At 70.7% G+C, this 18,328-nt stretch carries 20 protein-coding genes; 6 read left to right on the top strand and 14 right to left on the bottom strand.

Annotated features, from left to right (window positions below):
• Positions 1-174 precede the first annotated feature (174 nt).
• Positions 175-870 carry a class I SAM-dependent methyltransferase gene (locus ACFWW9_RS11440; protein WP_390374685.1) on the top strand — a complete coding sequence of 232 codons (696 nt, stop codon included), beginning with the start codon at positions 175-177 and terminating at the stop codon, positions 868-870.
• A gap of 555 nt (positions 871-1,425) precedes the next feature.
• Here the strand turns inward: ACFWW9_RS11440 and ACFWW9_RS11435 are convergent.
• Complete coding sequence (locus ACFWW9_RS11435) at positions 1,426-2,814, bottom strand: FAD-dependent monooxygenase (protein ID WP_390374683.1); 1,389 nt, start codon at positions 2,812-2,814, stop codon at positions 1,426-1,428.
• A 41-nt stretch (positions 2,815-2,855) separates the two neighbouring features.
• Between ACFWW9_RS11435 and ACFWW9_RS11430 the strand changes: the two genes are divergently transcribed.
• Positions 2,856-3,467: a TetR/AcrR family transcriptional regulator C-terminal domain-containing protein gene (locus tag ACFWW9_RS11430; protein WP_390374681.1), complete on the top strand. Its 612-nt coding sequence runs from the start codon at positions 2,856-2,858 to the stop codon at positions 3,465-3,467.
• Between the two features lie 76 nt (positions 3,468-3,543).
• Positions 3,544-4,566 carry a hypothetical protein gene (locus tag ACFWW9_RS11425; protein ID WP_390374679.1) on the top strand — a complete coding sequence of 341 codons (1,023 nt, stop codon included), beginning with the start codon at positions 3,544-3,546 and terminating at the stop codon, positions 4,564-4,566.
• A gap of 46 nt (positions 4,567-4,612) precedes the next feature.
• Here ACFWW9_RS11425 and ACFWW9_RS11420 read toward each other — a convergent pair whose 3' ends face one another.
• The 12 genes from ACFWW9_RS11420 to ACFWW9_RS11365 all read right to left on the bottom strand — a co-directional run bounded on the left by ACFWW9_RS11420 (position 4,613) and on the right by ACFWW9_RS11365 (position 13,523).
• Positions 4,613-5,305: a 2-hydroxychromene-2-carboxylate isomerase gene (locus tag ACFWW9_RS11420; RefSeq protein WP_390374677.1), complete on the bottom strand. Its 693-nt coding sequence runs from the start codon at positions 5,303-5,305 to the stop codon at positions 4,613-4,615.
• Positions 5,302-6,036: a 3-oxoacyl-ACP reductase FabG gene (gene fabG / locus ACFWW9_RS11415; RefSeq protein WP_390374675.1), complete on the bottom strand. Its 735-nt coding sequence runs from the start codon at positions 6,034-6,036 to the stop codon at positions 5,302-5,304. Before fabG ends, ACFWW9_RS11420 begins: the two co-directional genes overlap by 4 nt.
• On the bottom strand, positions 6,033-6,512 hold the full coding sequence (locus tag ACFWW9_RS11410; RefSeq protein ID WP_390374674.1) for a 3-hydroxyacyl-ACP dehydratase FabZ family protein: 480 nt from the start codon (positions 6,510-6,512) through the stop codon (positions 6,033-6,035). Before ACFWW9_RS11410 ends, fabG begins: the two co-directional genes overlap by 4 nt.
• On the bottom strand, positions 6,509-6,823 hold the full coding sequence (locus ACFWW9_RS11405; protein WP_390374672.1) for a 3-hydroxyacyl-ACP dehydratase FabZ family protein: 315 nt from the start codon (positions 6,821-6,823) through the stop codon (positions 6,509-6,511). Before ACFWW9_RS11405 ends, ACFWW9_RS11410 begins: the two co-directional genes overlap by 4 nt.
• Positions 6,820-7,911 (bottom strand): beta-ketoacyl synthase N-terminal-like domain-containing protein, encoded by a 1,092-nt coding sequence (locus ACFWW9_RS11400; protein ID WP_390374670.1) that lies wholly within the window; start codon positions 7,909-7,911, stop codon positions 6,820-6,822. The genes ACFWW9_RS11405 and ACFWW9_RS11400 overlap by 4 nt, the downstream gene beginning before the upstream one ends.
• A gap of 4 nt (positions 7,912-7,915) precedes the next feature.
• Positions 7,916-8,875, bottom strand: coding sequence for a thioesterase family protein (locus ACFWW9_RS11395; protein WP_390374668.1), 960 nt, complete (start codon positions 8,873-8,875; stop codon positions 7,916-7,918).
• 1 nt (position 8,876) lies between these two features.
• The gene (locus ACFWW9_RS11390; protein WP_390374666.1) at positions 8,877-9,581 is read right to left on the bottom strand and encodes an alpha/beta fold hydrolase; all 705 of its coding nucleotides are present in this window, start codon (positions 9,579-9,581) and stop codon (positions 8,877-8,879) included.
• Entirely contained in the window at positions 9,581-10,804 is a 1,224-nt protein-coding gene (locus tag ACFWW9_RS11385; protein ID WP_390374664.1) for a beta-ketoacyl-[acyl-carrier-protein] synthase family protein, read from the bottom strand. The genes ACFWW9_RS11390 and ACFWW9_RS11385 overlap by 1 nt, the downstream gene beginning before the upstream one ends.
• Positions 10,805-10,830: 26 nt before the next feature.
• Positions 10,831-11,082 carry an acyl carrier protein gene (locus tag ACFWW9_RS11380; RefSeq protein ID WP_390374662.1) on the bottom strand — a complete coding sequence of 84 codons (252 nt, stop codon included), beginning with the start codon at positions 11,080-11,082 and terminating at the stop codon, positions 10,831-10,833.
• Between the two features lie 98 nt (positions 11,083-11,180).
• Entirely contained in the window at positions 11,181-12,011 is an 831-nt protein-coding gene (locus ACFWW9_RS11375) for a BTAD domain-containing putative transcriptional regulator (RefSeq protein ID WP_390374660.1), read from the bottom strand.
• Entirely contained in the window at positions 12,008-12,766 is a 759-nt protein-coding gene (locus tag ACFWW9_RS11370; RefSeq protein WP_390374658.1) for a BTAD domain-containing putative transcriptional regulator, read from the bottom strand. Before ACFWW9_RS11370 ends, ACFWW9_RS11375 begins: the two co-directional genes overlap by 4 nt.
• A gap of 370 nt (positions 12,767-13,136) precedes the next feature.
• Positions 13,137-13,523: a histone-like nucleoid-structuring protein Lsr2 gene (locus ACFWW9_RS11365; RefSeq protein WP_390374656.1), complete on the bottom strand. Its 387-nt coding sequence runs from the start codon at positions 13,521-13,523 to the stop codon at positions 13,137-13,139.
• A gap of 752 nt (positions 13,524-14,275) precedes the next feature.
• Here ACFWW9_RS11365 and ACFWW9_RS11360 point away from each other — a divergent pair.
• The 3 genes from ACFWW9_RS11360 to ACFWW9_RS11350 all read left to right on the top strand — a co-directional run bounded on the left by ACFWW9_RS11360 (position 14,276) and on the right by ACFWW9_RS11350 (position 17,280).
• Positions 14,276-14,635 carry a DUF2203 domain-containing protein gene (locus ACFWW9_RS11360; RefSeq protein WP_390374654.1) on the top strand — a complete coding sequence of 120 codons (360 nt, stop codon included), beginning with the start codon at positions 14,276-14,278 and terminating at the stop codon, positions 14,633-14,635.
• Positions 14,636-14,701: 66 nt separating this feature from the next.
• The gene (locus ACFWW9_RS11355; RefSeq protein ID WP_390374652.1) at positions 14,702-16,414 is read left to right on the top strand and encodes a DEAD/DEAH box helicase; all 1,713 of its coding nucleotides are present in this window, start codon (positions 14,702-14,704) and stop codon (positions 16,412-16,414) included.
• Positions 16,415-16,509: 95 nt separating this feature from the next.
• On the top strand, positions 16,510-17,280 hold the full coding sequence (locus ACFWW9_RS11350) for a DUF1684 domain-containing protein (protein WP_390374650.1): 771 nt from the start codon (positions 16,510-16,512) through the stop codon (positions 17,278-17,280).
• A gap of 4 nt (positions 17,281-17,284) precedes the next feature.
• Here the strand turns inward: ACFWW9_RS11350 and ACFWW9_RS11345 are convergent, their stop codons facing one another.
• On the bottom strand, positions 17,285-18,325 hold the full coding sequence (locus ACFWW9_RS11345) for an LLM class flavin-dependent oxidoreductase (protein WP_390374648.1): 1,041 nt from the start codon (positions 18,323-18,325) through the stop codon (positions 17,285-17,287).
• Positions 18,326-18,328 lie beyond the last annotated feature (3 nt).

Here is an 18,328-nt window from a genome sequence, read left to right as displayed (position 1 = left end):
CCGGCGCCCACCGAGATATACCCCCCATATGGGGTGGGCCGCGTCTTATGTTTATAAGAGACAGTTTTTAGCCTGGCGCTTCGGGTGGGGCGACGGCCCCGCCGCCCCACCGGAAGCCCCCACTCCACCGAAATCGACTGGCCTCGCCACGACGGCCCGTGCTTACCTCGGCCGATGACCTGGGACGAGACGTTCGCGGTCGACTACGAGCGCTGGTCGGCCCACATGACCGACGACATCGCCTTCTACGCGGCCCTCGCCCGCGAGGCCGACGGCCCCGTGGTCGAGTTGGCGGTGGGCACCGGCCGCGTGGCGATCCCCGTCGCCCGGTCGACCGGCCACCGGGTGATCGGCCTCGACTCCTCCTCCGCGATGCTCGCCCTGGCCCGCGCCAACGCGACCACCGCGGGCGTGGACCTCGACCTGCGCGAGGCGGACATGCGCGACCTCCACCTCGACGAGCCCGCCGCCCTGGTCTACTGCCCGTTCCGCTCACTGCTGCACCTGCCCACGTGGTCGGACCGCCGCCGCACGTTCGAACGGGTAGCCGCCGCACTACGCCCCGGCGGCCGGTTCGCCTGGAACGCGTTCGCCTTCGACCACCACGTCGCCGCCCGCGTCGACGGCGCGCACCAGGACGACCGAACCCCGCACACGCTCCGGTACTGGGTGGGCGACAACAGGATCGACATCATCCGCGACGACGGCGCCACCAGCTCGCTGTGGTGGGCGACGAAGAACGAGTGGCTGGGCCTGCTCGACGTGGCCAACCTCGAACTGGAGACCTTGCACGGCGGCTTCGCGGCCGAACCGTTCAACGATGCCAGCGCGGAGTACGTGTTCGTGGCCCGCCGCCCGCTCACCCGCTGAAGGTCGCCCTCGGCTCGGCGGGGGCGCTCTGGCCGGTGTGCGTCGGGGTAACGGCAGGATGGTCATGGTCGTCCTCCTTCAGGACTGGGAGTTGGCAACACCGGATTGTCGGGTAGGCATCAACCGGCCTGAGCAGATCCGCGCCAGCGATAGAGCTGGACCACCGACCCTCTGGACGGAAACCGACATGGCCGCCTAGTTGGATCAGCGCGGCAGTGACGGCGGTCCACTTGGTAAACGGGTCCGGCGAAGGACCCGCACCAACCGGCTTGATCAGTTCCGAGCTGTTGCCATCAGCGATGCCGGTCCGCCACGCCGCTCAAGCGGAAGTCGCCTTGAAGCTCATCGCCCTCCGGGATCGACGTAGCGTCTGGGCCGGCCGACCCTTCACGACGGCACCGGCGATCCGCGCCGCGCGGTCACCCAAGCACTGTGGCCATCCCAGCGGCCCACCTGCTGGGGCCGGCGGCGGCTCGGGCGGCTCCGGGCAGTCGTCGCGCTCAACGAGGTGGAAGTCCTCCTGGCACCTGCCTTCCCTGGTCTCGGGCCGGTGGTTCACTGCGGCATAAGGGATTCGGCCTCCTCGGTGGCCCAGGCGACGTGGCCGTCCGGACGGATCAGGGCGGCTGTCACACCGGCCCACTCGGCGGGTGGGTTCAGCAACGGGCCCGCGGGCACCGCGTCATCGACATCTCCGACGCCCACGAGGACGTGTCTGGCGTGGCGTAGGAGGTCGAACAGGCCTGTGCCGTCGGTGAAGCGGAGGTCTGGGGCGCGGCTGCCCGTCAACGGGTGTGCGTTCGGTGAGGAGGGGTAGGTGACGTCCAGGGCCGAAAGGCGGTTCGCCAGTGCGCTGGAGAAGGCCGGGAGGTCGGCGATGAACTCGCTCAGCATCGATCGCAGGGCGAGGGTTTCCGGGGTGTAGGAGGTCATCAGGGCGGTTTGGGCTCTGGTGGCGCGGAGCAGGTCTTCGCCTACCGGGTGGCGTTCGGCGTGGTAGGTGTCCAGCAGGGAATCCGGGGCGCGGCCCGTCGCCACGGCCGCCAGCTTCCAGCCCAGGTTGGCGGCGTCCTGGACGCCCACGTTGAGCCCGACGCCGCCCGTCGGGAAGTGGACGTGGGCCGCGTCGCCCGCGAGCAGCACCCGGCCCTTGCGGTACTGAGCCGCTTGGCGCGTGGTGTTGCCGAAGCGGGACAGCCAGCGCGGATCGCGCATCCCGAAGTCCCGGCCCGTCACGCGGACGACCGTGGCGCGCAGTTCCTCCAGGGTCAGCTCACCTGGCCACGTCGTGCGGTTGCCGGTCGGGTCGTTGCCCACGAAGCGGTGCACGCCGCCGGGCACCGCCACGACCATGACCCCGCCCTCGGCCCCGGTCACCGACAGCACCGGCTGGGGCGGTGGGTCGTCCAGCACGACGTCGCCCAGCCACCCCCAGTTCGTGGCGTCGGTGCCGGGGAAGTCGATGCCCGCCGACGACCGCACGGTGCTGCGCGCCCCGTCGCACCCCACGACGTACGCCGCGTCGACCACCGACGACCCGTGCACGGTCACGTGGTCGTCGCGCGGCACCAAGCCCTCCACCCGCTCACCCCGCAGCACCTTCACGCCCAACGACAGGGCGTGCTCCTCCAGCAACTCCTCCGTCCGCGCCTGTGGCAGGGCGAGGGTGAACGGGTACGGCGTGTCGAGCACGCCGAAGTCCATCCGGTCGTCCAACCCGGCGAAGTGCCCGCTGGGGATCCGCACCCCGGAAACGAGGAACCGGTCCACGATCCCCCGGCACGCCAGCACCTCCAGCGTGCGCGGGTGGATCGTCAACGCCTTCGAGTGCGGATCCCGCTCCTCCCTCGCCTCCAGCACCGTCACGGACGCCCCGCCCAGCCTCAGTTCCGCCGCGAGCCACAGCCCCACGGGACCGCCCCCGACCACCACTACCTGCTCCACCGCTGCCTCCTTGGTCACTGACCAAGAGATATACTAGGTCGGTGACCAAGAGTCAAGCGAGCAGATCGGGCCTCGACGTCGACTCCGTGGTGTGGACCGCGTTGGACCTGATGGACGAGCAGGGCGCGGACGCGGTGTCGATCCGCTCGATCGCGACCCGCCTGGACGTGCGGATGAACACCGTCCTGTGGCACGCGAAGACCAAGGCCCGCCTGCGGGAACTGATGGCCGACGCGATCATCGCCAAGGCCTCCACGGACGACCTGCCCGCCGACCCGCACGACCGCGTGCGCGAACTCGCCCACCGCTACCGCCAGGCCCTCCTGCGGCACCGCGACGGCGCGTCGATCGTCGCGGGCACCTACGCCGCCGAGCCCGCGACCCTCGGTTTCGCCGACGCGCTGGTCGGCGCGCTCCTCGCCGACGGCCACGGCGAGAAGGAAGCCGTGTGGCTGTGCTGGACGGTCGTCTACTTCACCCTGGGGCTGGCGCAGGAGGAGCAGGCGTTCCCCGATCCGGGCGACCACCGGCTCGCCCGCGCGGTCACGGCGGGCGCGTACCCGGCGCTGGCCCGCGTCCTGCCCCACCTCGACCGCGCCGGGTTCGACGAGCGGTTCGACTTCGGCCTCGACCTCGTCCTGCGCCGCGGCTGATCAGCGCACGGTCAGCCGCGAGTCAGCCCGTTTCGCCACCGTGGGCCGTTGGTTTCCTTACCAGTCAAGGAGAATCATGCGGTTCAGCTACCCGGTGGTCGTCGCGTTGGCGCTCACCGCGATCGTCTCCCCCACCGCCTCCGCGGCGACGTGCACGTGGACGTCGACCAACCTTCCGCTGCCCGCGGGCCTCACCCAGGGCGTGGTGCGGGCCGCCGACAGCCTGAGCGGGTACGCGGGCGAGGCGCAGACGTCGGGCGGGACGGTGCACGCCGTCCGCTGGGTCGGCGGTCAGGCCGTCGACTACGGCACGGTTCCCGGCTACTCCCACGCCTTCGTGTCGGGCGTGAACAAGTCCGGCACGATCGTCGGGCACACCAGCGCGACGACCGGCAACCACCAGCGCGCGTTCCGCTCGGTCGGCACCGCGTTGCAGGTGCTGCCCGAACCGGCGGGCGCGCAGCACTCCTGGGCCAACGGGGTCAACGACGCGGGTGACATCGTCGGCGAGGTCGGTTCGAACGTCACGTCCGGCGGCTCGACCTACCTCGTGCGCACCGCGGTCCTGTGGCCCGCGAGCGCGCCCGGCACCGTGGTGAAGCTGGGCGGTCTGCCGTCGACGGGCCAGACGCTCGGGCAGGCCGTCGACCAGGACGGCACCGTGCTGGTCGAGTACTACCCCACGATCACGAACTCCATCGACGCCACGGCGCTGTACCTGTGGAAGGCCGGATCGGCGCGGGTCCTGCCGACGCCGTCGGGCACCACGTCCGTCTACGGCGAGGCCATCTCCAACGGCCGCGTCGCAGGCGCGATCAACGCGGGCGGCATGGTCGGGGCGGTGTGGGAGCAGGACGGCTCGATCACCAAGCCGGTCGCGTCCAACCTGATCACGTCGATCAACCGCACCGGCCAGACGACCGGCTGGAAGATCGTCACCGGCCTCACCGCCGCGCACTGGGTGTGGCAGGGCACGGCCAAGGTCGGCACGCTCAGCGGGCAGCGGACGTTCGAGGTCTCGGCCGACAACGGCACGGTCGCGGGCTACAGCTGGAACTCCACCACGTTCAGCCAGCCCGCGTTCTGGCGCTGCTCCTGACCGACGACCTGGCTCCCCCGGAGGTGTCCGGGGGAGCCAGGTCCCGTCAGCCGCAGCCGCCCGCGTGGCTCTCCTCCGACGACCGCCCGACCGAGACGGACGACGCCGTGGGGGGCAGCGCGCCCGCGGGGGCCAGCTTCGACCGCAGGTGCGCGGCGAACTCGTCCAGCCGGTCCATCCCCCAGAACCGGGAGAACCGGTGCACGAAGAACGGCACGCCGAACACGCCGTCCTTGCAGATCCGCAGCAGGACCTCCACGCCCGCCAACCGCAGGTCGGGTGACGTGGCGGCGGTGGACACCTCGACCGGGTCCAGCCCGAGCGAGGTGGCGACGTCGGCGATCACGGCCGGGTCGCAGATGTTCAGCCCCAGCTCCCACCGCGCGCGGTACACCGCCGCGATGTACTCGGGGCCCTTCCCGTTCCGCTCCGCCACGAGGTACCCGAGGTGCGGCACCTCCCAGACCGGCGCGCGGTCGACCGGCCACGTCAACGGCAGCCCGCGCGCCTTCGTGAGCCTGCCGACGTCCTGGAGGATGTAGAAGTGCTTCGCGCGCGACATCGCCGAGTACGGGAACTCCTCCCCCCGTTCGGCCAGCATCCGCTCGCTCAGCTCGTCGGGTTCGAAGAACGGCACCCACTCCACGGCCTCGGCCACGTCGGGGTGGCGGTCCAGCAGGTCCCGGTACGCCATCCAGGAGTACGGGCTGCGCAGGGAGAAGTAGAACTTGGGCTTCACAGCACCAACCCGCCGTCGACGCCGAACACCTGGCCGGTCACGTAGGTCGCGCGGTCGGACGCCAGGAACGACACCAGGTCCGCGACCTCGTCGGCCGTGCCGAACCGGCCGAGCGGGATCTTCTCGGTCATCCGCGCCACGAAGTCGTCGGCGAGGCCGGCGACCATGTCGGTCTCGATGAAACCGGGGGCGACGGCGTTGACCCGGATGCCGTACTTGGCGACCTCCTTGGACAGCGCCTTGCTGAACCCGATGATCCCGGCCTTGGACGCCGAGTAGTTCGTCTGCGCCGCGTTGCCGTACACGCCCGCGACGGACGACATCGTGACCACGCTGCCCGTGCGGCGCTTCATCATCGAGAACGCCGCGGCCTTGCACAGGTAGTACGTGCCGTCGAGGTTGACCCGCAGCACCGCCTGCCAGTCGTCGTCCTTGAGCAGCACCAGCGGGTTGTCCCGCACGATGCCCGCGCACGACACGACGGTGTGCAGACCGCCGAGCTCCTTCTCCGCGGTCTTCACGAACACCTCGACCTCGCGCCGCTGCGACACGTCCACCTGCGCGGTGAACACGGTCGCCCCGGCGGCCTCGGCCTCCTTCGCCACGACCGCGGCGGCGTCCACGTTCGACTGGTAGCAGAACGCGACGTCGTAGCCGTCCTCGGCGAGCCGGGTCACCACCTTGTGCCCGATCCCGCGCGATCCTCCGGAAACCAGCGCGACGCGCCTCATGCCACCACTCCCCGTTGCGGCCGCAGGACCTCGACCCCGCGGCGGGCCATCGTGAACGTGCCGATCTCCAGCACCGTGCGACCGGCGACCACGCTGTGCCCGGCCAGGATCGCGGCGTCGTCGACCTCGCGGACGAGCCGCACGTGGTGGGTCAGCACGTCGCCGGGGTACACCGGGGCCAGCAGCGACACCCCGCGGATCCCGGTGATCAGCTCCACCTTGTCCGCCAGCACGTCCGGGTTCGGGCTCTCCCACCGGGTGAGCAGCACCGCGCACTGCGCCCACGACTCCAGCAGCAGGCCGATCGGGTACGCGTGGTCGGCGTCGTCGGGAAGCCCGTCGTAGCACGGCTCGCGGCCGCTGACCGCCTTGTGCGCGACCAGCGTGCGGCCGGGGTCCACTTCGGACACCCGGTCCACCAGCAGCACCGGGAAGCGGTGCGGGATGATCTTCTTGATGCCCGCGACGCCGGTCATGCCGAGTACCTCAGCTTGATCTCCGCGACGGGCCCGTCGTCCTTCGACACCACGGCCGACACCCGCACGCCGTCGCCGTCGTCCTCGAACTCCGCCGCGATGGACAGCGTGTCGCCGGGGAACACGGGCCGGAGGAACTTGGCCCGCTGCACCGCGCTGACCCGCTTGCCTGGCAGTCGATCGCGGACGGCCGCGTGCACGTGCTCGACCACGAACAGGCCGGGCAGGATCGGGAATCCGGGGTAGTGCCCGGCGAACACCGGGTCCTCCGGATCCACGAAGATCCGCGTCCCCTCCTCCACCGCGGTCATCCGGCCAGCCCCAGCACCGCGCAGCCGACCGTGCCGTCCCGGTCCACGCCGGTGACCAGCGCGATCCCGCCGCCGCCCGTGGCGAGCACGGCCGCCAACTGGAAGCTGGCGCCGGCGGCGGACGTGTCGCCGAACAACCGTCCACACCGGACGAACTCGGGCGTGCCGCCGTCGAGCGCGTCGGCCAGGCCGCCGTCCTCGGCGGCCTCGAACTCACCACCGGCGGGCGCGACCAGCCGCACATCGGCGGCCGTGACGCCTGCCTGGGTCAACGCGGCCCGCACGCAGTCCGCCACGGCTTGGCGGGCGTCCGCGGCGTCGCCGAACGCGCGGAACCGGGTGGCCAGGACGGTCGCGAGCGGCGACCGACCGGCCGACTCGGCGTCCGACGCCTGCTCCAGCAGGAACACCGCGCCGCCCTCGCCGAGCGCGGGCGCGTCGCCGTCACCGGTGCGACCGTGGTACTCCAGCCACGCGCGCTGCACCGAGTACTCCTCGGCCGCGCCGAGCAGGGCCCGGTCGCAGTGGCCGCCGCGGTAGAGCCGCACGGCGTAGCTCAACGCCAGCAGGCCGGTCAGGGCCCCGCCCGCGATGGTCGTGTTGGGGCCCTTGATGCCGTGCCAGATGGCGCTCTGCCCGGCCGCGCGGTTCATCACCGTGTTCGGGAACAGCGCCGGGTCGACGTGGTAGGGCTTGATCCCGGTCAGCGAGTCCTTGGTGAAGTCCATGATGGACTGGACGGAGCCGGACCCGGTGCCCAGCACCAGGCCGACCCGGTCCGGCTCGGCGAGCAGGTCGGGGCCGCAGTCGGAGATGACCTGCCCGACGGCGGACACGGCGATGGCCGTGACCCGGTCCATGGTCCTGGTCCCCTTGCGGCCCAACGCGCCCGCGGCGCTGAACTCGGGCACCAGCCCGGCCCGCGGGTACGGGCCGGGGTAGGTCTCCTGGTCCAGCTCGGTGGTCGCGTCCCGGCCCGCCACGACGCCCGCGGTGAAGGCGTCGCCGCCGATGCCGTAGGGCGACACGGCGGACCAGGCCGAGAAGACGAGTCGACCCGTGCGGTCGACGGGAGTCGTGGCGGTCACGGGGTCAGACCGTCCCGCGGCCGGAGATCACGCCCGCCTTGCCGGTGAGGGCGTCGGTGAGCCGGTCGTCGAAGTTGACCAGGCTCCAGTCCTTGCGGTTCTCGATCACGGCCCAGCCGTGGGTGATCTTGCCGGTGGCGGTGGGCACGAGCACGCCGTCGCGCAGCACGTAGCAGTCCATGCGGGCGGTGAACGTGTAGCGCTTGAAGATGTCCTCGACGGTGAAGACGGTGTAGAGCGTCTCCTCCATCTTCGCCTCGGCCAGGAACGTGATCCGCGAGTGCGGCACGACCGGGATCCAGTTCTGCTCGTCGAGCAGGGTCTTGATCGAGACGCCGCGGTCCTCGACGAACAGGTCGAGGATCTCCTCCATCTGGCGCAGGTAGCCCGACATCTGCACGCGCTCGGTGAAGTGGCAGTAGAAGTACGGCATCCGCCACGCCCAGCCGAACGCGTTGCGGCCCGCGGTGAGCAGGTCCAGCGGGTCGGCGTCGCCGACGGTGATCGGGACGACCTTGTCGCTGGGCGCGGAGATCGCGTCCACGACGTGGGGCGCCAGCTCGGCGGGCGCGTCCTCGGCGTCGAAGCCGTGCGGGTCCAGGCGCAGCGACACGGACACCTTCGACTTCACCGCGCGCACGGGCTTGCCGCGGTCGACGGTGAACTCGACGGCCAGCCGCAGCTCGGGGCCGTCGTGCGCGACCTCCTTGACGGTGGCCGTGGCCAGGTCGTCGATGTGGAACGCCGTGAGGATCTTGGTGTCCAGGTCGGTGATGTCGGTGCACAGGCCGTAGCGCTCGTACAGCGCGCCCGCCGGGAACCCGCGCTGGCGCAGGTGGTCCAGCACGGCTTCCTCGACCATGTAGTTGACGTGCTTGAAGCCGATCCAGGTGCAGATGTTCGAGCCCTCGTAGCGGGGCCGGATCTGCGTGGTCGTGGTCTTGTCGGTAACGGTGGGGCTCACGTCAACTCCAGGCGTCGTCGAGGAAATCGCGGATCAGCGCCGCGACCCTGGCGGGCTGTTCCAGCATCGGGAAGTGGCCGCAGTCGTCGAGCAGCTCGAACCGGCCGCGCGGCAACGACTTCGTGAGGGCCCGCCCGTCCTCGGGGCGGGCGGCGACGTCGTGCACGCCGGACAGCACCAGCAGCGGGCTCCCGACTTCGGCGAAGTCGAGGAACGGCGACCGCAGGTAGGTCTCGAACCACCGCATCCAGCCGTAGGGGCCGACCTGGTCGCGCAGCGCGCGGGCGAGCCAGGCGCGGCGCTTCTCCGGGAAGCGGGCGGTCTCGCCGACCCGCATGGCCTCTTCGAACGTGCGGTGGAAGTCGTTCAGGTAGTAGGAGATCGTCGACCAGTCGAACTCGGCGACCGACGACCGGTGGAACGGGCAGAGCAGCACCGTCGGCCGCGCGGGCACGCGTCCGGTCGCGTACGCCTCGGCCAGCAGGGTGGCGCCGAACGAGTGCGCCACCACCACGTCGTGCTCCGGGCGGACCGCGTCCACGACGAGCCGCACCGGGTCGGGGTGGTGGGCCCACGTGCCGTCGGACATCCCGTGCCACGGCTGTTCGGCGTTGACGAACTCCAGGTCCTCGGGGAGCAGCGCGAGCAGCGGGTCCCACACGGCGGGCTTGCCCGCGAGCCCGTGCAGCAGCAGGACCCGGACCATCAGCCCGCGTCCCGGTACCGGCCGAGGATGAGCACGGCGTTGTTGCCCGCGAACGCCAGCGCGTTGTTCTGCACCACGTCGAGGCTCGCCTCGCGCGCCACGTTCGGCACGCAGTCGACGCCGCACTCGGGGTCGGTCACGTCGTGGTTGATCGTCGGGGGGATGAACCCCTCCTTGATCGCCAGCGCGCAGGCCGCCGAGGCGAGCGCGCTGGCCGCGCCCATGGTGTGGCCCAGCATGCCCTTGATCGAGATCGTGGGCGGCGGGGTCGGGAACACCTGCCGGATGGCGCCGGACTCGGTGACGTCGTTGGCCTTCGTGCCGGTGCCGTGCGCGGAGATGAAGTCGACGTCCTCCGGCTTGACCCCGGCGTTGCGGTGGGCCAGCTCGATGCACCGCGCCAGACTGTCGCGGTCCGGCGCGACCGGGTGGTTCGCGTCGCAGTTGAGGCCGTAGCCGAGCACCTCGGCGTAGATCCGGGCGCCGCGCGCGAGCGCGGAGTCCAGGCTCTCCATGACGAGGATGCCCGCGCCCTCGCCGGTGAGGATGCCCTTGCGGTCGCGCTCGAACGGCTGGCACACCTCGGGGGCGATGGTGCCGAGCCGGTAGAACCCGGTGAACGTCTTGCGGCACACGGCGTCCGCGCCACCGCACAGCGACACGTCCACGTCGCCGTCGCGGATGGCGTCGAAGCCGTAGCCGATCGCGTAGTTGCCCGCCGCGCACGCCGTCGGGATCGTCACGGCCTCGACGTCGGTCAGGCCCAGCTCGCGGACGATGCTGGAGGAGAGCCTGCCCGCCGTCGAGCGCCGCGCCACGACCGGGTCGAGCCCCTCGGGCCCGTGCTCGAGCTGGACGCCGATCAGGTTGTCCAGGTCGCGGGACTCGGCGTCGGTGGTGCCGACCGACACCAGCGCCCGGCGGCCGCGCACCTCCTCCAGCGACAGGCCGGCGTCGGCGACGGCCATCCGCGCGGCGGCGGCCGAGAACTGGCTCGCCCGGCCCAGTTCCGCCGCGTCCGCCCGCTCCAGCCAGTCCGCCGGGTCGAACTCGTCGATCTCGGCGCCGTTGGCGTGGGCGAACCCGGTGGTGTCGAAGGACGTGATCGGCTTGACGCCGCTGCGACCGGCCCGCAGGCCCGCCAGGAACTCGGTGACGCCGATGCCGATGCTCGTGACCACACCCAGACCGGTGATCACCACTCGACGGGGCTCTTCGTGCATCGTCTGCTCCAACCGGGCCGAGGGGACTACTTGGCGGCTGCGGCTTCGGCCACGACGGCGATGACGCCCTCGAGGTTGACCATGCGGGTCAGCTCGGCCTGGTCGATCTCGACGCTGAAGGCGCGCTCCAGCGCGGAGAGGATCTCGATGGCGCCGAGGCTGTCGGCGTCGTGGTCCTCCTTGAACAGGCTGGTGTCGGTCATCTCCGCCGGGTCGATTTCCAGGATCTCGGAAACGATTTCCTTGATCTGCGCCTTCTGGTTTTCGTCGATCGTCACGGCGGACTGGGAAGTGGTCATTGTTTCCTCCACGGACGCAGCTTTTTCCTACCGTTCAAAGACTGCGACCGCGGCCTATATTTGTCCTATGTGCGAGGTCAGCCCACTCCGACGCGCAGCGCGTGCGGAACCTGGAGCACGGGGTCGGCGGTGAGGATCGCGAGGTGCACCTGGCGCAGCAGCGAACCGGGGTCGATGCCCAGCTCGTCGGCGAGCATGCGCCTGCCCTCCTCGTACAGCACTAGGGCGTCGGCCTGCCTGTTGCACCGGTAGAAAGTGGTCATGAGCTGGGCGCGGAACCGTTCCTGCAACGGGTGCATGCGCACCAGGCGGGTCAGTTCGGGCAGCAGCTGGGCGTGCCTGCCGAGCGCGAGGTCGGCCTCGATGCGGCTCTCCAGCACCGCGATGCGGGCCTCCTCCAACCGCGGCCCCTCGGCGTCGGTCAGGTGCTCGGAGACGCCCGACAGCGCCGGTCCCCGCCACGACGACAACGCCGAGCGCAGCAATGCGGCGGATTCCTCGAATCGTCCGGCGGCCAAGGCGCTCTGGCCGAGCCGGGCCTGTTCCTCGAATTCCCAGAGGTCGAACCGGCAATTCCCCAGCCGGATGTCGTAACCGCGGGAACGCCGCGTTATGCCGACCTCGTGGAGCAGTGTTTTGCGCAGCCTCGACACGTAGGTGTAGATCTGCGCGTTGAACGTGGCGGGCGGGTGGTGGCCCCACAGGAAGTCGCTCATCTCCGTGTCGGAGACCGTCCCGTTGTCGGCGAGCAGCAGCGCGGCGAGCACGGTGCGCGGCTTCGAGCCGTCCAGCGGCACCTCCTCCCCGTCGTTCAGCACCTCGACCGGCCCCAGCACCCGGAACTCCAGCAACGGACTCACACCCCTCTGAGCGGCGAACAGCGACGTCGGACGACCGTTCGCGGTCACAGCAGGACCTGGTCGTGGACGAGGATCGCCTGGTACAGCTCGCGCAGCGCGTGACCCGGTTCAAGGCCGAGCTCCGCGGCGAGCCGCTTGCGGGTGTGGTGGAACACGTCGAGGGCCTCGGTCTGCCGCCCGTTGCGGTAGAGGGCGACCATGAGCTGCTCGCTGAAGCGCTCCCGCTCGGGGTACTCGGCGGCGAGCTGCTTGAGCTCGGAGACGACCCCGCGGTCCTCGCCGTTGGCGAGCTTGGCCGCGATGAGGTCCTCGCGGGCGCTGAGCCTGCGCTCGTCGAGCCGCGCCGCCTCGATCCGGAAGCGGAGCCCGTCGCCGACGTCGAACAGGGCGGGGCCGCGCCACAGCCGCAGCGCCCGCTCCAGCAGGTCGATGGCCTCGGCGGGCCTGCGGGTCACGCAGCTGGACCCGAGATCGGCCAGGTCGCGGAAGCGGTAGGCGTCGATGGAATCGGCGTCGACGTCGAGCACGTAACCACTGCCCAATGTGCGGACGAGTTCGTCACCTGGTCGGTCCACTACTCCTTCCAACAATTTTCGCAGCCGCACCACATTCGCCTGAAGTGCGTTCCGCGCGTTGCCCATGGTTTTTCCGGCCCACAACTCCTCCACCAACCGGTCGAACGGGACCGGGGTTCCTGGAGAGAGCGCGAGCAAGGCGAGAAGCGTGCGTACCTGCCGGGCAGCGACTCCGATCCGTCGGTCTCCGTGTGCGAGCGCGACGGCACCCAGAATCTGAATCTGCATGGCCAGGACCCCCAAGTCCCTCGGCGGTGCGAAGGTGTACTTCGCCGTTCAACCTGTCTTTACCTCCAGCGGACCTCTGCTTGGCACGCGGGCGGTGGTAGAGCACGGTAATCCAGGCCGTCGATCAACGAACGACAGCCTGGAATAGCCCTTGTTAAAGCGATCACATGTTGCCTAGATGGACACGATGGGGGGAAATATCATTTGGCTCGCACCGGGGGGACGCGCGCGGTATGCGGCCGAACGGAGCAGTCCGCTGGACCTTGCGCGAGAACTAACGTACTGCAACAGCAGTCAGGCGGATGTTCACCGCGAGCCCCGTACCAGCCACGATGGCCATCCGAGACGTATCCACGACTTATGTTACCGCTCAGTTCCACAATCTTTCGCGGTGCACGCGCCGCCCCGCGAAAGCATTCGGGTGCGCCTCGCCATAGGCACTGAGCACTGCTTCGGACAGCCGCCCACGATCCGGGACGCTGAACCCCCGCCCGCGCGCCCACACCCGCACCGCCCGGAGTTCCTCCACGTCAAGGCTGCGCACGGTGGCCGCCCGCCGCTCCCGGACCACGGGTTCGGCTTCCCGCAGGACCAACCGCCCGCGAACCGCATACCTCCCGAGGAACTCCCGCAGCCGCGCGGCGTCGACGGGCGTCAGATCGACCTCGAACGACACACCGTCCAACCCGAACAGAACGGTCACCACGCCGTCTCCCCTGCTGCCGTCCAGGTAGCCGACGGTGCCCTCGTGCCCCACATCCGCCCCGATCGTCCGTCGCCCCCGCCCGCGGAACGGCTCCGGGACGCGGGGGGCGGTCGCGGTTCCAGGCGCCGGGAACGGGTTTCGGGAAGGTGTTCGATCGCACCGTAGCGGGAGAACGATCAATGCAGAACACGTCTTTCGGCGGACAGGCGGAGTATAGAAGTGCTATAGCGGGGATGCGGAGCATTCCGGGCCGTTGTCCGGGGCGAGGAGAGGGTGTTCGACCACTCGGCCAGGTTGGCACGGCGGTCGCCGAGGCCGGGAACCGACGGATGCTCGGAATGACCTTCGGGATTCCCCAGGAAGTAATTCCCGGTTTGACCGGGGCTCCTTCTCGCGAAGGTCGAGGGGCTTTTCTTGTTGATACCGCAACCTGTTTCTGGCACTTCGTGACACCGAACCTCAGGGGCGACCGCAGGGTCAACGGTGAAGGCGTCAACAGTCAATTAGTCACGACGTCGGTGAGTGTTAACCCCCGATTGGGCGTATCCACATCGCGGGCACGTACCAGGGGTAGTCGCCACGAGAGGAAAACCGAGAGTTTTTCATGAGAGCGCGGGGTGGCGCGGCGGTCCGGTCGCGGGCGGGCTCGGAGGCGCGGTCGCCGCGACCAGGCCGACGCCACCCAGAGGTCCCCCGGAAGTGAGCGCCCCCCGACACACACGCTAGTACTGGGGTCCGACAGTTCCGGCCCCTGAATCCCCCACCTCGGTCACCGGTTCAGGTGAACCCGCCACACTTCCCCCATGTCCCTCTTCACCCTCGAGGAAGCCCGGTCCGAGCTCCGGAACCTCCTCCCCACCCTCCACCGGATCGTCGCCCTCAGGGCCGACGCGGCCGAGCTGGCCCACGCCGTCGGGCACGGTGAACCGTCCGGTCTGGGAGGCCTTCCCGAGTGGAAGGCCGCGCAGGCTGAGCTGGACGATCTGCTCACGCGGGTGCAGCAGACAGGGGCCGAACTCAAGGGGTTCGCACCTCTCCTCGTAGACTTCCCCTCGGACCTTGACGGCGCGCCGGTGCTGCTGTGCTGGTTGGAAGGCGACACCGAGCTGAGTTGGTACCACCGTCTCGACCTCGGTTTCGCAGGTAGGCGCCGGTTGGCCTGAACTCTCGCCGAGCAGAACTCGGCCGGTCCGCCACAGTTGATCGGACCTGGAACGAGGAGCTTGCGCATGACCCCCGAAGTGACCGACGTGGCCGACGACGCGACCGAGGACAGGACGACGTTCGCCGATCTGGCGCTGCGCCCCGAACTCCTCAAGGCGTTGACGACCCTCGGCTACGAAGAGCCGACCCCGATCCAGCGCGAGGCGATCCCGCCCCTGCTCGAAGGCAAGGACCTGCTGGGCCAGGCGGCGACGGGCACGGGCAAGACCGCCGCGTTCGCGCTGCCGGTGCTGCAGAAGCTGACCGAGACGCGGAGCCGCACGACCGCTCCGCTCGCCCTGGTGCTCGTGCCGACCCGCGAACTCGCGGTGCAGGTGTGCGAGGCCATCCACAAGTACGGCCGCGACCTGGGCGCGCGGGTGCTGCCGATCTACGGCGGCCAGCCCATCGGCCGTCAGCTCCAGGCGCTGGAGCGGGGCATCGACGTCGTCGTCGCCACGCCCGGCCGCGCCATCGACCACATCGGTCGCGGCACCCTGAAGCTGGACAGCCTCCAGATCGTCGTCCTCGACGAGGCCGACGAGATGCTGGACATGGGCTTCGCGGAGGACATCGAGTCGATCCTCCAGGAGACCCCGTCCGAGCGGCAGACGGTGCTGTTCTCCGCGACGATGCCGCCGCGCATCGACAAGCTGGCCCGCCAGCACCTGAAGGACCCGGTGCGGATCACGATCGGGCGCGAGCAGACCGCGCCCGGCGAGGCCCCCCGCGTCCGGCAGAGCGCGTACATCGTGCCGCGCGCGCACAAGCCCGCCGCGCTCGGCCGCGTGCTGGACGTCGAGGCCCCCACTGCCGCGATCGTCTTCTGCCGCACCCGCGACGAGGTCGACCAGCTGACCGAGACCCTCAACGGCCGCGGCTACCGCGCGGAGTCGCTGCACGGCGGCATCAGCCAGGAGCAGCGCGACCGGGTCATGGGCCGACTGCGCAACGGCACCGCCGACCTGCTCGTCGCCACGGACGTGGCCGCGCGCGGCCTGGACATCGAGCAGCTCACGCACGTCGTGAACTACAACGTGCCCTCCGCGCCGGAGTCGTACGTGCACCGCATCGGCCGGGTCGGCCGCGCGGGCCGCGAGGGCGTGGCGATCACGCTGGTCGAGCCGCGCGAGCACGGCATGCTGAAGACCATCGAGCGGGTCACCAAGCAGCGCATCCCGGTCGAGAAGGTCCCCACGGTCGCGGACCTGCGGGCCCGTCGCCTGGAGCTGACGCGGGCCGCGCTGCACGAGTCGCTGCTCGAGGACGACCTCGAGGGCTTCCGCGTGGTCGTGGAGACGCTGACCGACGACTTCGACCTCATGGAGATCGCGCTCGCCGCCGTGAAGCTGGCCCACGAGGCCTCCGGTGCCGCGGCGACCGAAGAGGAAGAGATCCCGGACGTGTCGGCGCGGATCGACCGCGACCGGCCGGGTCGCGGGTCGGCGGAGCCGGGCAACCGGCGCGAACGCCGTCCGCGCACGCCCACGGCGGGCATGACCCGGTTGTTCTTCGGCGCGGGCCGCAGCGCGGGCATCCGCCCGCAGGACCTCGTCGGCGCCATCGCCGGTGAGGCGAAGCTCAAGGGCCGCGACATCGGCGCGATCGAGATCGCGGACCGGTTCTCGCTGGTCGAGGTCCCCGAGTCGGTGGCGCAGTCGGTGATCGTGGCGCTGCGCGGCGCGACGGTCAAGGGCCGCAAGGTGTCCGTGCGCCTGGAGCGCGACCAGCTGGCCTGATCCCGTGCTCGACGGTGGGGGGTGTGGTTCGCCACACCCCCCACCGTCGTTTCCGGCCCGTGGAATCCCCTCGCCGTCCACGGCGTTGCCCAGGCATGACCACGGATCTTGAGACCTCCTGGGCCGACTGGCACCGCCGCCGGGAAGCCGTGCTCCGGCAGCCCCACGGCTGGTTGAGCCTCACCGGCCTGCTGTGGCTGGACGGGACGCCCCGGCGGTTCCCCGGCGTGCCGGGCGAGTGGGTCGTCGACGGCGACGCGGCGCAGGTGACCGCGACCGCCGCCGAAGGTCTGGAGGTCGACGGCGCCGTGCTCGACGGAACCGCCTCGCTCACCGTGGCCGAGCAGGGCTCCAAGATCCTCGCGACCGCGGGCGGCGTGTACGTGGAGGTCGCCCTGCGGTCCGGCCGGTACGCCCTGCGGCCCCGCGACCCCCACTCCCCCACCCGCACGGCGTTCACCGGCGTGCCCGCGTTCGCCGTGCGGCCGGACTTCGTGGTCGACGCCGAGTTCCACCCCTTCCCCGCGCCCCGCACCGAGGTGGTCGGCACCGCCCAGCCCGGCCTGAAGCAGGAGACCACTGTGGACGGTGAGCTGGTCTTCACGCTCGCGGGCGTGGAGCAGCGGGTGGCCGCGTCCCGCGACGGCGACAGCGTCGACTTCCGGTTCAGCGACGCCACCAGCGGCACGTCCACGGCCCCGTGGCGGTCGTTGTCCGCCGCGCTGCACGACGGTCGCGCGGTCCTGGACTTCAACCGGGCGACCAACATGCCGTTCGCCTTCTCCCCCTTCGGCACCTGCCCCCGGCCGCCGGAGGGCAACGAGCTGGCGGTCGCCGTGGAGGCCGGGGAGCTGAAGCCGCGCTAGCGCGTCACCAGAGGTCGCGGCTGGGCAGTTCGCGGCGCAGCACCGGGGCGATGTCGGTCTGGAACAGCTCCAGCGTCTCCCGGTGCTCGCGGTCCGTCAGCCCGTCGCGGTCGGCGGAGATGTGCAGCACCTCGTGGCCGAACCGCTCGTGGTAGCGGTGGACCTTGTCGACGATCTGCTCCGGGCTGCCGATCAGCGCCGAGCTGCGCTCCACCAGGTCCTCGACGGTGGTGAACACCGGCTGGAGGCCCAGCTTGGTCTGCGTGGCCAGCCGCGACTCGAAGATCGGCCGGAACTTGTCGACCGCCTCCTGCGACGTCTTCGCCGCGTAGTAGCCCGCGCTGCCCGCGCCCACGATCGCGTCCGCCGGGTCGTGCCCGTGGAACGCCCACCGCTCGCGGTAGTGGGCGATCAGCTCGGCGTACGGCTCGATCGGGTTCGTCACGTTCGCCGAGAACAGCGGGTCGCCCCACTTCGCCGCCAGCTCCACGGAGTCGCGGCTCGTCGCGCTGCCGTGCCACGTCCGGATCGGCTGCTGCAACGGTCGCGGCCACGTCTCCGCGTCGGTCAGCGACGGCCGGAACTTCCCCTCCCACGTCACCTCGTCCTCGCGCCACAGCCGCCGGAACAGCTCGTAGCCCTCGCGGTTGCGCTCCCACTGGTCCTCGGTCGTGACGTGGAACAGCTCGGCCTGCGCGGCCCCGTTGCCCTTGCCGATCATCAGCTCCAGCCGCCCGCCGGAGAGGTGGTCGAGCGTCGCGTAGTCCTCGAACGCCCGCACCGGGTCGAGCAGGCTCAACGTCGTGACGGCGGTGAACAGCCGGATGGTCGACGTGCGGGCGGCGATGTGGCTCAGCATCACCGGCGGCGACGAGGAGATGAAGGGCCGCTCGTGCCGTTCCCCGACGCCGTACCCGTCGAACCCCAGCTCCTCGACGAGGACCGCGTTGTCCACCACTTCGCGCAACCGCTCCGTGGTCGGCTTGAGCACCCCGGTGAGGGGGTCGGGCGTGTGCGTGATGAGGGTGATGACGAGGAACTTCATGGG

Source organism: Umezawaea sp. NPDC059074 (genome assembly GCF_042738955.1).
In the GTDB taxonomy this organism is placed as follows: Bacteria; Actinomycetota; Actinomycetes; order Mycobacteriales; family Pseudonocardiaceae; genus Umezawaea.
This window is presented reverse-complemented; position numbering and strand designations above follow the sequence as displayed.

Excerpts from the sequence above, each read along its gene's own strand:
- fabG (WP_390374675.1), bottom strand. The coding sequence starts at position 6,036 with ATGAGGCGCGTCGCGCTGGTTTCCGGAGGATCGCGCGGGATCGGGCAC.
- ACFWW9_RS11345 (WP_390374648.1), bottom strand. The coding sequence starts at position 18,325 with ATGAAGTTCCTCGTCATCACCCTCATCACGCACACGCCCGACCCCCTC.
- ACFWW9_RS11405 (WP_390374672.1), bottom strand. The coding sequence starts at position 6,823 with ATGACCGCGGTGGAGGAGGGGACGCGGATCTTCGTGGATCCGGAGGAC.
- ACFWW9_RS11370 (WP_390374658.1), bottom strand. The coding sequence starts at position 12,766 with ATGCAGATTCAGATTCTGGGTGCCGTCGCGCTCGCACACGGAGACCGA.
- ACFWW9_RS11355 (WP_390374652.1), top strand. The coding sequence starts at position 14,702 with ATGACCCCCGAAGTGACCGACGTGGCCGACGACGCGACCGAGGACAGG.
- ACFWW9_RS11425 (WP_390374679.1), top strand. The coding sequence starts at position 3,544 with ATGCGGTTCAGCTACCCGGTGGTCGTCGCGTTGGCGCTCACCGCGATC.
- ACFWW9_RS11440 (WP_390374685.1), top strand. The coding sequence starts at position 175 with ATGACCTGGGACGAGACGTTCGCGGTCGACTACGAGCGCTGGTCGGCC.
- ACFWW9_RS11390 (WP_390374666.1), bottom strand. The coding sequence starts at position 9,581 with ATGGTCCGGGTCCTGCTGCTGCACGGGCTCGCGGGCAAGCCCGCCGTG.
- ACFWW9_RS11385 (WP_390374664.1), bottom strand. The coding sequence starts at position 10,804 with ATGCACGAAGAGCCCCGTCGAGTGGTGATCACCGGTCTGGGTGTGGTC.
- ACFWW9_RS11410 (WP_390374674.1), bottom strand. The coding sequence starts at position 6,512 with ATGACCGGCGTCGCGGGCATCAAGAAGATCATCCCGCACCGCTTCCCG.
- ACFWW9_RS11350 (WP_390374650.1), top strand. The coding sequence starts at position 16,510 with ATGACCACGGATCTTGAGACCTCCTGGGCCGACTGGCACCGCCGCCGG.
- ACFWW9_RS11360 (WP_390374654.1), top strand. The coding sequence starts at position 14,276 with ATGTCCCTCTTCACCCTCGAGGAAGCCCGGTCCGAGCTCCGGAACCTC.